Below are 13,165 nucleotides of genomic sequence, written 5' to 3'. Positions count from 1 at the left end.
GACGCCGACCTCCGCGATTACGGGGTACGGCGGTTGAGCAGCTCCACGACGTCGCTCTCGCGGAAGCGACGGTGGCCGCCGGGAGTGCGGATCGAGCCGAGCACGCCCGCGCTGGCCCAGCGCGCGACGGTCTTGGGATTCACGTTGAACATCGCCGCGACCTGGCCGGGGGTCAGGGTGTGCTGGCTGGCGATGCCCGGCGTGATGAAACCAGTCGGGGTCTCGAGAGTGGTCACGGTGTGTTCCCTTCGTGAGGTGCGGAGTTTGCGTCTCCGCTACGGGACATGAATACACGCAAATCGCCCAGGTACTCGAACCGTCAGTACTTGGTAAAGGGAGTGCAAAATGCCTCGGGACGTACTCTGGAGACCGTGAACGACGAGCAGAAACAGCCCGCTGACCAGACTCCGGAGACCCCCGCCCGTGCGGGCAGTGCGGCCGGGCTGACCGGAGCGCTGGCGATCTACACCATTGCGCGCCTTGCGCTTGTGGCGCTAATCACACTTTTGATCATGTTCGTGCCTCGAATCTTCGGTGTCGAGCCCCCGCTGATCGTCGCGCTGGCCTTCGGTGTGCTCATCGCGATGCCGCTGGGCATGTTCCTGTTCAAGTCCATGCGCAACCGCGTCAACGACCAGATCACCGCCGTCGACGACGAGCGTCGCCGCAAGCACGACGACCTGCAGTCCCGGCTCCGCGGCAACAACTCCTGACCCGATGACTCACTCCACATCGAGTTGGCCGGGCGCGGCCGATGTCGATCACCGCTCCGACCGTGCCTGGTCGGAGAACGCGGTCCGCATCATCGAGGCCGACGCCCGGCGCAGCGCCGATACCCACCTGCTGCGCTTCGAACTCCCCGACTGGGCACGCTGGACGGATTCCTCCGGTGCCGAGACCGGCGTCGAGCTGTATTTGAAGGACGAGAGCACCCATCCCACCGGGTCACTGAAGCATCGGTTGGCGCGGTCGTTGTTCCTGTACGCGATCTGCAACGGGTGGGTGCGCGAGGGGACGACCGTCATCGAGGCGTCGTCGGGGTCCACGGCGGTCAGCGAGGCGTACTTCGCGAACCTCATCGGGGTGCCCTTCATCGCGGTGATGACGAGGTCCACCTCACCGTCGAAGACGGCGTTGATCGAGCGGCAGGGCGGCCGCTGCCACTTCGTGGATCGGCCGGCTGATGTCTATGACGAGGCGCTCCGGCTGGAAGCCGAACTCGGCGGGCACTTCATCGATCAGTTCACCATGGCCGAGCGGGCCACCGACTGGCGCGGCAACAACAACATCGCCGAGTCGATCTTCGCCCAGATGGGCGCCGAGGAGCATCCGATCCCGACCTGGATCGTCGTCGGCGCGGGCACCGGCGGCACGTCGGCAACGCTCGGCCGGTATCTGCGCTACCGACGTCACCCCACCTGGCTGGCCGTCGTCGATCCGGAGAACTCGGTCTTCCTCCCCGCCTACGAATCCGGGGACGGCACAATCACTTCCGCGGTCGGCTCGCGGATCGAGGGCATCGGCCGACCCCGCGTCGAGCCGTCGTTCGTGTCGCAGGTCATCGACCGCATGATCGGCGTTCCCGACGTCGCCTCCATCGCCACGGCACGGTGTGTGTCGGAGCGATTGGGCCGCCCCGTCGGCGGCTCCACCGGCACCAACATGTGGGGCGCACTGCAACTGGTCGCCGAGATGGTCGACCAGCGCCGGGCCGGCAGCCTCGTCACCCTCCTGTGCGATTCCGGCGAGCGCTACGCCGGAACCTACTTCTCCGACGACTGGGTGGTGGCCCAGGGCTTCGACCTCACCCCGGCCACCGAGGTGCTTGACGGGTTCTTCGAGTCGGGGGTGTGGGGCGAATAGAACTGCGGTGAATAGTGCTCGCCGCGTCAATTATTGACGTCGTGATCGCTATAGACCGCAGTTCTTCCGGTACCCCCCGGAACTACAGGTCGTCAAGCTCAGGGACGGCCGTCAGCTCGGTTGGCTGCAGCTTCTTGAGGTGCTCGCGTCGGCCGATCAGCTCGAGGATCTTCTTCTCGACCACATCCCAGCCGTACACGACCTGGTCATAGGTGATGCGCACCACGATGTACCCGAGACGCACCAACTCCAGATCGCGCTCGCGGTCCCTGCGGTAGTTCTCTTCTCCGGTGTGATGCGCTTTGCTGTCCACTTCGATCACCAGTCTGCGTCCGACCAGGAAGTCCACGCGCCCCACCCCCGCGATCGTGACCTGTGGCTCGAGCTTGACGCCCTTGGCTCGCAGGCGCAGGCGAACCATCGTCTCTGTACCCGATTCTGCTCGCGCACAACGACATATCAGCCGGCGGATACGGCGGGGTGCGGCCGACAGGGCCTCCTTGATCTCGGTGATGGTCATGAGCTTGTGGTGCTGAAGTGAATCCAGCACCACCACAATGCCTTCGGGGTCCAGGCACCGCACCGCATGGCGCAGAGCGATGGGGAGTTCGTCGACGGCGGCCCCTTCCGCCTCGGGATCGCCGTGCTGACGGCAGAACTCGAAGTTGCCGCGCCGGTGGGCGGATTCATTCCCGCGCACATGGACCCGCTCAGCGGTGCGCAGCTCTCGGATCCACCGCGTAGCGCCGCCCTTGAGCTTCTTCGTCTTCCACTGGTAGGTCGTAGACGGTGTCCACACGCCGCGCCATTTCAGGGCGGAGACGCAACTCAAGACGCCGCCGGCTTTGACTGCCGACACCACGTCCCGATCGGCCGAGCCCGTCGCGTACCAGCCGCGCCGGAGGCGCAGCAGGTCCCCGGCAGCGACGAGCTTGTCCGCCTGCCGCGGCGTGACGCCGAATTCCTGCAGGTCAGCCCAGCGGTACACCCCGGATTTTGTGGTCATGGCAGTCAGGGTTACCCAGATCCGGGTAGTCGCCGGATTTCTGTCCACAGGGGAAGAAGTGCGGTGAATAGTGCTCGCCGCGTCAATAATTGACGCGGCGGTTGCTATAGACCGCACTTCTTCCCTGACCCGGTCCGTGAGCTGAGACGTCCTGAGCTATCCGTCTCATTCTCGGTCCGATACGATCCGACCGTGGGAGACAACACGACGGCGCTGGTCGTCGCACAGGATCTGGTCCGTGAGTATCGGATGGGGGATCAGACGGTCCGGGCCCTCGACGGCCTGAACCTGACGATCGACGGCGGCCAGTTCGCCTCGGTTGTCGGGCCGTCGGGGGCAGGCAAGTCCACCCTCCTGCACGTCCTCGGGGCGCTCGATACCCCGACCTCGGGCACCATCACCGTCGACGGCTCCGACATCGGCAACCTCGACGACCGCGCCGCCTCCGAGTTCCGCCGCACCAAGGTCGGCTTCATCTTCCAGTTCTTCAACCTCGTCCCGACCATGTCGGCGTGGGAAAATGTCGCTCTGCCAAGGCTTCTCGACAATCAGTCGCTGCGCAAGGCGAAACCCCGCGCCATCGAACTGCTCGAGCGGGTCGGCCTCGGCGGCCGAGTCGATCACCGACCATCGGAACTGTCCGGCGGCCAGATGCAGCGCGTCGCGATCGCGCGTTCCCTCATCATGAACCCGACGATCCTCCTGGCCGACGAACCCACCGGTAACCTCGATTCGAAGACCGGGCAGTCGGTCCTCGAACTGCTCGCCGAGGTCGCCCACGACGCCCCGGACCGGCTCGTCGTCATGGTCACCCACGATCCCAATGCCGCGGCCTTCGCCGACACCACCATCACGGTGCGTGACGGGAAGGTTGCCTGAGCGATGCGCTCCTTCCTGTCCGGCCTGACTCGGATCCGCATCCTGAACCTGCGGGAGATCCGCACCCACCGCCTGCGCATCCTCACGTCGCTCTCGGTGGTCATCGTGTCGTCGGCGTTGCTGATCGCCGTCCTCGGCACCTACGGATCGATGACGGAATCGGTGCGCGCGTTCAACGCCGCCATCACCGGGGCCGCGCAGATCGAGGTCGCCGCCATCGCGGATTCCGGCCTCGACGACGGCCTCGCCGGGCAACTCCGCGCAGGACTGCCCGACGCCAAGTCCGTCGTGCCGATGGTCCGCACCGCAGTCATGGTCGACGGAAAGCCGGTGCCGCTCATCGGCTCCGACTATCGCGTCACCTCCCTCTCCAGCGGCCTACGCGACGCCGTCAACAGCACCAGCGACACCGGCGACAACACCACCGGCAACAACGACGCCGGTCTCACCCGGGAAGATCTCACCGACGGCGTGATCGCGGGTGCCGCAACCGGACTCACCGCCGGGCAGCAGGTCACGATCAACAACATCCCGGTGCGCGTCCTGCGGGTCGTCGACGACGCGGACGGTGGTGCCCTCAACAACGGGCGCTTCCTCTTCGCGTATCTCGATCTGGCGCAGCGACTTTCCTCGCAGGAGGGAAAGCTCGACTCGATTCTCATCGTGGCGAAACCCGGTGCCGATCTCGACGCCCTGCGCGCCGAGACGGCCCGGCTCGTCGACGGGCGCGCCGTCGTGGTGAATCCCGATTTCCGGGCCAAGCAGGCCGAGGTCTCGACGTCGGTCACGCGCGACGCCACGCTGTTGGTGTCGTTGATCTCGTTGGTCATCGCCGGCTTCCTGGTGTTCAACACCATGAACATGGCCGTCGCCTCCCGCCGCCAGTCATTGGCGATGCTGCGTGCGCTCGGGGCCCGGCGCGGCTATCTCGTCGGTGATCTCCTCGGTGAGGCCGCGATCTTCGGTCTGGTGGGCGGACTCATCGGCATCCCGTTGGGCATCGTCGCGGGTCGCTGGGCGATCGGCCGGATTCCGGAGGCCTCCCAAGACACCTTCGCCATCGACTATCACCTGCCCGGCTATGCGCCGGTCGTCGCGGTCATCGCCTGCGTGATCGCCTGTGTCGCAGCCACATCACTGGCCGCGCGATCGGTGTTCGCGGTGTCACCGGTCGAGGCGATGGCGCCCGGCGAGGTCGCCGACGGACGGTCCCGCCGTGGAGCGGTGGTGATCGTGGCCGCGATCGTCGGGATCATCCTGATGATCGCCGCGTACCTCGTCGCGACGCGCATCCCGGACCGCCCGGCAATCGCCGCGGGCGCCATCTATGCCGTCGGTATTCTGCTGTTCTGCTTCGCGCTGACCGGCCCGCTCGTGTGGATCGTGGTGCGTGTCGCCCGGCTCTTCGGCGGGCCGGGGCAGCTCGCCGCCGTCAACACCGACCGCGCGCCGCGTCGCGCGTGGGCCACCCTGATGACCGTCGCCGTCGCCATCTCGGTGGGCATGGGGACCTCCGGCGCACTCAGCAACCTCGTCGACTCGATCTCCGATTCCCTTGACGGACTGGGTGATCCGGACTTCTACGTCTCCTCGCAACCCAACGGTCAGGTGCCGACCGCACCGCTGTTGGCTCCCACCATCGCCGACGACGCCGCGCGGGTACCGGGCGTCGCGAGTGTCGTACCGGGCCAGTGGGCGTCGGTGAACGTGGGGGAGGCGCGCATCCTGCTGCAGGGACTCACCGACCGCTCGATGGCACCGTTCACGAAGAAGGCGAGCCCGGAGGCATTACGAGAAATGCTCGCGGGCAACGGGATTCTGCTGTCGAATGTGCTCGCCCGCACCATCGGTGTCCAGACCGGGGACACGCTCCGGCTGGCCACTCCGACCGGTTTTCACGACGCCAAGATCCTCGACACCGTCGACTATGTCGCCATCGACTCGGGTACCGCCGCGATCTCGTTGCCGGTGCTCGAGGACTGGTTCGACCGTCACGGTGCGACCTACCTGCAGATCACGCTCGATCCCGGCGCCGACCCCGCGCAGGTGCGTTCCGAACTCACCGCCATCGTCGAGCGCACTCCGCTGCCCGGCGGCCGGACCGGCGATGTGCACAGCGGCGCCGAAGCGCTGAAATCCGCTCAGGCACTTGCCGAACAGTCGGGCGCGTTCACCGTCGCGATCCAATGGATCGTCGCGGGGGCGGCCGCGATCGCCCTGCTCAACACGTTGCTGCTGTCGGTGATCGAGCGTCGTCGAGAGCTCGGCGTGCTCCGCGCCATGGGTGCGTCGCGGCGCTTCATCTCCCGCATGGTGCTCGCCGAGGCCGCGGCCGTCGCCATCGTCGGATCGGTCGTCGGCGTGATCATCGGTGGTGTCCTGCATTGGCTGAGCGACAAGATCCTCACCGCGACGACGTCGGTGCAGGTGGAGTTCGCGATGCAGTGGAACACCCTGATCTTCGTCGTCGTGGCGTGCGGCCTGTGTCTGGTGGGCGCGCTCGTTCCCGCCGTGCGCGCGGCCCGCATGAACATCAGCGAGTCGATCCTGACCGAATAGCCGATGGCCCTACTGCGCCCCTACTGCGCCGCAGGCCGCGGCTCGTCGGGCGTATCCGGCGTCGACGCGGGGCGGTTGTCCCGCCGCACGAACGGAATGGCCGCGGGAATCTCGTCGACGACCCGATCGCGCTGCCACCATCGTCGTGCCGCATATCGGGGGCAGCCGCACAGGGCGCAGTCGGTGCCGCTGCGATGATGCTCGTGCGCACGCCGTGTGTGCTGGCAATGCCGACATCCGCGATCCCGCATACCGCGGAGTCTAGCCGCTGATAACCGAGGAAACGAGCGATTGCGACCGGTTCATCCGTGAGGCGCGACCGCCGATTCCGGTGCCGCGGACTCGGTACGGCAGGTTCCGTCGGCGAGGAACTCGACGCGTGTGGGTATCGCGTCGGTCGGGTCGATGACGACGGTGGCTGTCAGGCTGCGATCCGGCGGCAGGACGCGCACGACGATCGACCCGCCGGTCGTGGCGTCGAGGCATTGGGCGAGCCCGTCGAGCACGTGCTCGCAGACCTCGGGTGCGGCGTCGTCCAGCGCATGCCCGTCGACCATGATCACCTCCACCCCCCGATCGCGCGCCCGGGCAGCGGCGTCGGCGGTGATGCGGGTGCCGGCCAGGATCGGCGCACGCAGCGAATCTCGGAGTTGCGCTTCGAGTTTGCGGCATTCATCGCGCTCGTCGTCGGTGAGCGGGGTGCTCTGCGCGATCCGCTCGAGGGTCGGCCGCACCAGCGTGTTGAGACGGTCGATCTGTACGTCGCGCTCCTGCAGCGCGGCGACGGCGGCCGCCCGCGAGGCGTTCTGATCCACCGACCGCTGCCTGATCTGATAGATGTTCTTGGCCGCCGGGCGGATGCTGGCCGCGAACAGCGTCGACATCAGCAGTGGTCCGAGATTGACCGAGCTCCTGGCAAACCCGACGAGTGGACCCTGCCCGGTCTGCGTTGCCCACAGCATCGTGGCGCCGATGATCAGCACCATGGCGGCCCACGCCCACCCGACGCGCCCGCGCACGCACATATACGTGCACACCATCGTGTACCCGCCGTAGAACCACATCTGTCCGGCCGACGGTTCCTGACCCGGAGCCGCGTGCAGGCCGCCGAACACCGCCAGGGGCATGGCGACGACCATCGCGATGGTCACGCCGAGCGGCAACGGGTCGGGGCTGACGGTGAGCAGCGCAAAACCGCACAGCGCCAACAGAATCAGTCCGAGGATGCCCGGCCACAGCGACGTGAGCCCGGCGCTGGACATGGCGAACTGCGTCGTCTGGGCGATGATGAAGAACGCCACCAACGCGTAGGCGATGCGGGTGTTCATGCCCAGCAGCGAGCGGACGTCGCCGGTTTCCTGGTTCAACCGGAAGTCGAGGAATCGGCTCATGACGACACCGTCCAGCGCAATTCGATTGTGGTGCCCTGTCCCGGCGTCGACGTCGCACTGGCCCAACCGCCGGGCAGTGATCGCACCCGCGAGAGGATGCTGACGGCCAATCCGAGGCGGTGCGGTGGGACGGCGGCGATGTCGAAACCGACTCCGTCATCGGCGATCGTGATGTCGATGGCGTCCGCGGTGACAGCTATCGCAACGGTGCGCGTGGCGGCGTCACCGGCGTGGAGCAGGCTGTTGCGCAGGGCCTCGGAGATCGCGGCGTCGAGGACATCGATCGCCTCGACGGGGAACCGGACGTCGGCGGCGTCGTCGGACATCGACGACGACACGGGCTGTGTCACGTCGACGGCGAGCACCGCGGCACGCAGCCGGGTCAATGCGGATGCCGCCGACATCGTCGTGATCTCCGGTGGCGGGGAGTCGAGCTTGTCCATTGTCGTGAGTGCCTGTTGCTGAACGGTTTCCGTATTTCCCTGCCGGGCGGCGGCGAGCAGGGTGGAGATCACCCAGTCGTGGAGCAGCGCGTCGATGTGGCTGCGCTGGCTGCGTCGGGCATCGACCTCGGCGGCGGCCGCGGCGTCGGCGTAGGCGTCGGCCTGGGTGGCGTCGAGCAGGCGGCCCGTCCGCATCGCCATCAGCGCCGCCCCGACATACAGGATGATGAAGGCAAGGGCGAACAGGATGGCGGGCAGGAGATGCTCGTAGTACGACGAGGGCGGCCGCGCGATCTGCACGGCCAGCACCGCCACGACCATGACGGCGAGCGTGGCGCGCGTGGACATCGTGATGGCGGCGGCGAGCGCGGCGAGCCCGGGGATGATGCTGAACCAGATGGCGTTGCGGCCGGGGAGCGGATCACCGGTCCAGGCCGGCCACCAGGTCACCGCGGCGATGATGAACCCGAAAGCGCATGCGCGCGTTGCCCACCGCATGATTCGTCGTCGACGTGCCAGCGCTGCCACCATGAGCACGGCGGCAGGGCCGAAGATCAGCAGCAACGACCCGTAACTCCACCACGCCGCGGTGAGTTCCCACTGCTCGGCAATCGTCGGTTCCAGGACGAAGGCGTAGCCGATGTACCCCGCGGCGACGAAGATCGAGAACAGACGCTCGATGCGGATCTCGGCGCTGTTCTCGCTGATCGTCGCGTGGGCGGGCGACGACGGTGACGTCAGTGACGCTTGCGCCGGGGAAAGGGTAGCCATCCGTCTTCCAATGCTCGTTGGTAGAGATCGGTCTTGGTGGGTGCGGGTCGCCCGGATTCCGCGTACTTCTGCCGGATACGGGCGAGATAGGCGTTGACGGTGTCGGTGGACAGATGCGACAGCGACGCCACGCGCGCCGCCGATTCGCCCGACGCATAAAGACTGAGGACCTCGCGCTGCCGCGGACTCAGGTGGACCGCGGCGAAATCGGGGTCACTGTCGATGGCGATGGCCCAATCCATCGTGCCGACCATGCCGCCGCCCAGCGCCGTGCGAATGGCGTCGACGACGACGACGTCGTGCTCGGATTTGCGGACCACCCCGAGTACACCGGCCTTGGCCGCGGTCCGGACGAGGTAGGGCTCCTCGCCGGAGGTGAACACCAGGATGTTCGCGATACCTGCCGCCTGCAGGTCGGCGACATTCGCGGCCGGCGACGACCCGTCGGGAAGCCGCAGGTCCAGGATCGCGAGGTCGAGATCAGACGTGATCGCGAGCAATTCGGCGACGGTGGGCGCCGCGGCGACGATCTCCACGTCGGGATGTGGCTCGAGTATGCCGCGCAGCCCGACGATCGTCACCGCATGGTCCTCCACGATCCCGATCCGGCTGGGGACGCTCACGTTTGGCCTTCCTGTCGCAGGTCAGGAGATCAGAATAGGTCACACCCCCGACATCCGGAGAGGTTGGTCCGACGAGTTTGTCAATTTTTCTTGACCATGATTCGTCAACATAACCTGACAACATGCACGACGACCAGAAGCCCACAGACACCGAGGCCACCGGCGATGAGCTCGCCCGAGAGGCAGCCGCCGACGACCCGGCCCGTGGACTGGCCGCAGTGCGTGCGTTGCGAACACTGGCCGACCGACTCGAGGAGGTCCAGGTCGCCAACGCGCGCACCAAGGGCTGGAGCTGGCAGGCGATCGCAGACGTATTGCAGATCAGCCGGCAGGCCGTGCATCAGAAGCATTCACCACGTGAGACCCGATGATTCGGGTCAGAAGGAGAAGAACTCATGTTTGAGCGATTCGCACGCGAAGACCGCACACTGCTCGTCTTCGCCACACAGGAAGCAGCCGATCTCGGACACCGACGACTCGGCAACGATCATCTGGTCCTCGGGATGCTGTGCAACGCACGCACTCCGATCTTCACCCTCCTGGGTGAGAACGGGCTGAAGCTGGACACCGCACGCGCCGCCGCGGCCGCCTATCACGACGAGCACGCCGACGATGTCGACGCCGACGTCGAGGAGAGTGCGGCCGCACGGTACGAGGAGGATCGAGAAGCATTGCGCAGCATCGGCATCGACCTGGACAAGGTCCGAGCAGCCGTGCACGACCGGTTCGGCGACGACCTCTCCGAGGGATGGGGCGATCGCCCCGGACCTCGGCGCGGTGGCCGCGACTGCGGCCCCGAGGGGCGCGCCGCGCGTGGCCGGGGACGCGGGCATGGCCGCAGTGGTCATGGGCGTGGCCGCGGTCGCGGGTTCGGTCCCGAAGGATTCGGACCCGAAGGATTCGGACCCGAAGGATTCGGACCCGGCGGCCCCGGTTCGTGGGGCGAGCGCGGCGAGGGTCCGTGGGAGCAGGGTCGCGGCCGACGCGGCCCGCGCGGGCGAGGCACCAAGCCGCGCTTCGCATCCGACACCCGCGACGCCCTCGGCACCGCGGTCGAGATCGCGCGCGAGCGCGGTGACCGCCAGCTGCGCCCCGAGTATCTCCTGCTGGGGATCATCGAGGTGGCCGACGACGCGTCGACGGCGGTCCTGGCCTCCGGCACGGCGTCGATCGATGACCTGAAGGCAGCAGTCCTCGCCTCGCTCCCCGAGATCGAGGTCGAAGCCTAGGCTGCCGGTGTCATCCCGACGCGGCGTCGGCCGGCGCCACGATCGGGTGCGGGAACGGCAACCCGAACCGTTCCCGCAGGGTCGGGGCCGGGTACCCGCGATGAAACAGACCGCGGTCCTGCAGGATGGGTACGACGAGGCGCGCGAAGTTCTCGAGGTCGACCGACGTGTCGGCGGGCATGATCGTGAAGCCGTCGGCCGTACCCGCCTCGAACCACGCCTGCAGGTCGTCGGCGATCTGCTCCGGTGAACCAACCAGCAGCCGATGCCCCGATCCACCCGCACCCCGCTGCACCAATTCTCTTGGTGTACGCGGGGTTTCGGCTATCAGTGCCCGGGTGGAGACGCTGAATCCGGTGGAGAAGGCGGTGCCGGGAATGACGTCGGGAAGGTCGTCGGCAGAAATCGGATCATCCGGGCCGAACGATCCGGGCGCCAGACCGAGGTTCGTCACCAACTCGGCGGTGAGCCGCTCGATGGGGAGCGTCGCATACAGCGCCTCGGCGCGGGCCACCGTATCGGCCTCATCCCGTCCGACCAGCACGACGACGCCGAGCGAGATCTTCACATGATCGGGATGGCGACCCGCGACGGCGGCCCGTCGTCGGATCTCGTCACGGAAAGCGATTGCCTTGGACTGGGTTTGGGCAACCGTGAACACGACGTCGGCGAAATCGCCGGCCAGCTTCAGGCCCCCCTCCGAACCGCCCGCCTGCACGATGATCGGGCGGCCCTGGGGGCCGGGTGCCACCGGGAGTGGTCCGGCGACGGAGAAGAACTCGCCGTCATGATCGATCGACTCGATCCGTGCCGGATCGGCGTAGCGCCCGGACGTCTTGTCCGCGATGAGCCACCCCGGCCGCCAGCTGTCCCACAGCCGGGTGACGACGTCGAGAAACTCCCACGCGCGGCGATACCGTGACTCCTTGTCGGGGTGCGCGGGCAGCCCGAAATTGGCTGCGGCAGCGGGTGTTCCCGTGGTCACGATGTTGACCGCCGCGCGGCCCTTCGTCACATGATCCAGCGCCTGGAATCGGCGGGCGAGGTTATAGGGCGAGTTGTAGGTCGTGGAACTCGTGATCACGATCCCCAGGTTGTCGGTGATCGCCGCGATGTTGCCCAGCAGCACCGCCGGATCCAGCCCGGTTCCGGGAGCCTCCTCGATCTCGCCGCGCAGCGCCGGGCCGTCGCCCAGGAACACGGCGTCGATGGAGGCCTCCTCGGCGATCCGCGCCAACCGCTGGAAGTAGTCGATGTCGAGGTAGGCGAGCGGATCGGCGTGCGGTAACCGCCACGCCTGCCGGAAGTGGCCAGGCGTCATCAGGGACAGATTCAGGTGAAAACTGGTCATCATCAACTTCTTTCGTGCGGGCGCCACCCCAGCAGTGGTGCCAACTGCTGCGCGGTCGATTCGAGTAGACGGATGTGCTCGTCGAGATCCGGGACTCCAGGGACGAAGCTGACGAGCAGATCGGTTGCCAATCCGACGGCCGGATCGGCGGACAACTGTTCGGCGATGAGTTCGGCAGGCCCGAGTAATGCGCGGTCCGCGGCGAGATATTCCTCGACACTCTCGATGGGTTTCGGAGCGCCCGATGTGCTCCAAGTACGCCACCGATGCACACCCGGCGTCACCAGGCGGACCGCTTCGGCCCGATCCGGATGCGGATACACCGCGCGCGACACCTGAACGCGTGGAGGCCGTTGCGTGTCCTGCCAGGCCGCGAGGTACGACTCGATCCACGACGCCTGCGCGGCCTGCGCATCGTCGACGGTGCCGCCGCCCCACACATTCGCCCGCGACAACTGCAGTCCGTCACCCGCCAGCGCCGCCGCGGCAGCGGAGGCATGTGCGAAGTCGGGATTGCTGGTCGTCGCCTGCCATAGTCGACGACGCACCCCGGCACCCGATGGATGCAGGGATTCGCCGCCGGAGTTCAGCGGGCCGCCGTCGAGCACCTCGTGGAGTCGTGTGACCGCTTCACCGAAGATCCGTTGCCGGTCGGTGAGATCTTTCCCGAACGCCTCCCAGGCGCCCGGGAAGGGACCCGACCCGACCCCCAGCTCCAGGCGGCCACCGCTGAGCGCATCGACGGTGGCCGCATCCTCGGCGACCCGCAACGGATCCTCCAGCGGCAGCACCAGTACTCCGGTACCCAACCCGATGCGGGTGGTGTGCTGGGCGATCGCCGCCAGCACCGGCAACGGCGAGGACACATGCTCCCTGCCCTGCCGGAAATGCCGCTGGATCACCCACCCCGAGTCATAACCCAGATCCTCGGCGACTCGGAACAACTCGATGGCGTCGGAGTAGGCCTGCTCGACCGGCTGATCGCGGTCGAGGTGGAGCAGGAAGTTCAGCCGTGGCGGACTCGGAGACCCGGGGTGAGATCCGCTCATC

13 protein-coding genes are annotated in these 13,165 nt (G+C 67.3%); 6 read left to right on the top strand and 7 right to left on the bottom strand.

Annotation, left to right across the window (positions count from 1 at the left end; translation table 11 throughout):
* Positions 1-17 precede the first annotated feature (17 nt).
* Positions 18-236, bottom strand: a complete 219-nt coding sequence (locus tag ACZ4TW_RS15095; protein ID WP_465543784.1) for a BldC family transcriptional regulator — start codon at positions 234-236, stop codon at positions 18-20.
* 135 nt (positions 237-371) lie between these two features.
* Here ACZ4TW_RS15095 and ACZ4TW_RS15090 point away from each other — a divergent pair, with 135 nt between their 5' ends.
* Positions 372-713, top strand: a complete 342-nt coding sequence (locus ACZ4TW_RS15090; RefSeq protein ID WP_465543782.1) for a DUF4229 domain-containing protein — start codon at positions 372-374, stop codon at positions 711-713.
* Between the two features lie 4 nt (positions 714-717).
* Positions 718-1,863: an L-cysteine desulfhydrase Cds1 gene (gene cds1 / locus ACZ4TW_RS15085; protein ID WP_465543780.1), complete on the top strand. Its 1,146-nt coding sequence runs from the start codon at positions 718-720 to the stop codon at positions 1,861-1,863.
* Positions 1,864-1,945: 82 nt separating this feature from the next.
* Here the strand turns inward: cds1 and ACZ4TW_RS15080 are convergent, their stop codons facing one another.
* A complete protein-coding gene (locus tag ACZ4TW_RS15080) occupies positions 1,946-2,869 on the bottom strand; it encodes a DUF559 domain-containing protein (protein ID WP_465543778.1) in 924 nt (307 codons plus the stop codon).
* 192 nt (positions 2,870-3,061) lie between these two features.
* On the opposite strand from ACZ4TW_RS15080, the gene ACZ4TW_RS15075 reads away from it, so the two are divergent.
* A complete protein-coding gene (locus ACZ4TW_RS15075; RefSeq protein WP_465543776.1) occupies positions 3,062-3,748 on the top strand; it encodes an ABC transporter ATP-binding protein in 687 nt (228 codons plus the stop codon).
* Positions 3,749-3,751: 3 nt separating this feature from the next.
* Positions 3,752-6,307, top strand: coding sequence for an FtsX-like permease family protein (locus ACZ4TW_RS15070; RefSeq protein ID WP_465543774.1), 2,556 nt, complete (start codon positions 3,752-3,754; stop codon positions 6,305-6,307).
* Positions 6,308-6,609: 302 nt separating this feature from the next.
* On the opposite strand, the gene ACZ4TW_RS15065 is transcribed toward ACZ4TW_RS15070, so the two are convergent.
* Genes ACZ4TW_RS15065 through ACZ4TW_RS15055 form a run of 3 tightly spaced genes read right to left on the bottom strand, consistent with a single transcriptional unit; the run spans position 6,610 to position 9,535 of the window.
* Positions 6,610-7,698, bottom strand: a complete 1,089-nt coding sequence (locus tag ACZ4TW_RS15065; protein WP_465543773.1) for a hypothetical protein — start codon at positions 7,696-7,698, stop codon at positions 6,610-6,612.
* A complete protein-coding gene (locus ACZ4TW_RS15060; RefSeq protein WP_465543771.1) occupies positions 7,695-8,912 on the bottom strand; it encodes a sensor histidine kinase in 1,218 nt (405 codons plus the stop codon). The genes ACZ4TW_RS15065 and ACZ4TW_RS15060 overlap by 4 nt, the downstream gene beginning before the upstream one ends.
* On the bottom strand, positions 8,879-9,535 hold the full coding sequence (locus ACZ4TW_RS15055) for a response regulator transcription factor (RefSeq protein ID WP_465543769.1): 657 nt from the start codon (positions 9,533-9,535) through the stop codon (positions 8,879-8,881). Before ACZ4TW_RS15055 ends, ACZ4TW_RS15060 begins: the two co-directional genes overlap by 34 nt.
* A 122-nt stretch (positions 9,536-9,657) precedes the next feature.
* Between ACZ4TW_RS15055 and ACZ4TW_RS15050 the strand changes: the two genes are divergently transcribed.
* On the top strand, positions 9,658-9,906 hold the full coding sequence (locus ACZ4TW_RS15050; RefSeq protein ID WP_465543767.1) for an RNA polymerase subunit sigma-70: 249 nt from the start codon (positions 9,658-9,660) through the stop codon (positions 9,904-9,906).
* 24 nt (positions 9,907-9,930) lie between these two features.
* Positions 9,931-10,764, top strand: a complete 834-nt coding sequence (locus ACZ4TW_RS15045; protein WP_465543765.1) for a Clp protease N-terminal domain-containing protein — start codon at positions 9,931-9,933, stop codon at positions 10,762-10,764.
* A gap of 10 nt (positions 10,765-10,774) precedes the next feature.
* On the opposite strand, the gene ACZ4TW_RS15040 is transcribed toward ACZ4TW_RS15045, so the two are convergent.
* Both ACZ4TW_RS15040 and ACZ4TW_RS15035 read right to left on the bottom strand, forming a co-directional pair.
* The gene (locus ACZ4TW_RS15040) at positions 10,775-12,115 is read right to left on the bottom strand and encodes an NtaA/DmoA family FMN-dependent monooxygenase (protein WP_465543763.1); all 1,341 of its coding nucleotides are present in this window, start codon (positions 12,113-12,115) and stop codon (positions 10,775-10,777) included.
* Between the two features lie 2 nt (positions 12,116-12,117).
* A complete protein-coding gene (locus ACZ4TW_RS15035) occupies positions 12,118-13,164 on the bottom strand; it encodes an LLM class flavin-dependent oxidoreductase (protein ID WP_465543761.1) in 1,047 nt (348 codons plus the stop codon).
* Position 13,165 lies beyond the last annotated feature (1 nt).

It is taken from the genome of Agromyces sp. NPDC029043 (assembly GCF_055564615.1).
The sequence above is the reverse complement of the archived record's forward strand: the minus strand, read 5'-3'. Positions and strand labels throughout refer to the sequence as shown.

Bases quoted from the DNA above. Each gene is read 5' to 3' on its own strand.
- ACZ4TW_RS15080 (WP_465543778.1), bottom strand. From the start codon at position 2,869: ATGACCACAAAATCCGGGGTGTACCGCTGGGCTGACCTGCAGGAATTC.
- ACZ4TW_RS15035 (WP_465543761.1), bottom strand. From the start codon at position 13,164: ATGAGCGGATCTCACCCCGGGTCTCCGAGTCCGCCACGGCTGAACTTC.
- ACZ4TW_RS15060 (WP_465543771.1), bottom strand. From the start codon at position 8,912: ATGGCTACCCTTTCCCCGGCGCAAGCGTCACTGACGTCACCGTCGTCG.
- ACZ4TW_RS15040 (WP_465543763.1), bottom strand. From the start codon at position 12,115: ATGACCAGTTTTCACCTGAATCTGTCCCTGATGACGCCTGGCCACTTC.
- ACZ4TW_RS15050 (WP_465543767.1), top strand. From the start codon at position 9,658: ATGCACGACGACCAGAAGCCCACAGACACCGAGGCCACCGGCGATGAG.
- ACZ4TW_RS15065 (WP_465543773.1), bottom strand. From the start codon at position 7,698: ATGAGCCGATTCCTCGACTTCCGGTTGAACCAGGAAACCGGCGACGTC.
- ACZ4TW_RS15045 (WP_465543765.1), top strand. From the start codon at position 9,931: ATGTTTGAGCGATTCGCACGCGAAGACCGCACACTGCTCGTCTTCGCC.
- cds1 (WP_465543780.1), top strand. From the start codon at position 718: ATGACTCACTCCACATCGAGTTGGCCGGGCGCGGCCGATGTCGATCAC.
- ACZ4TW_RS15070 (WP_465543774.1), top strand. From the start codon at position 3,752: ATGCGCTCCTTCCTGTCCGGCCTGACTCGGATCCGCATCCTGAACCTG.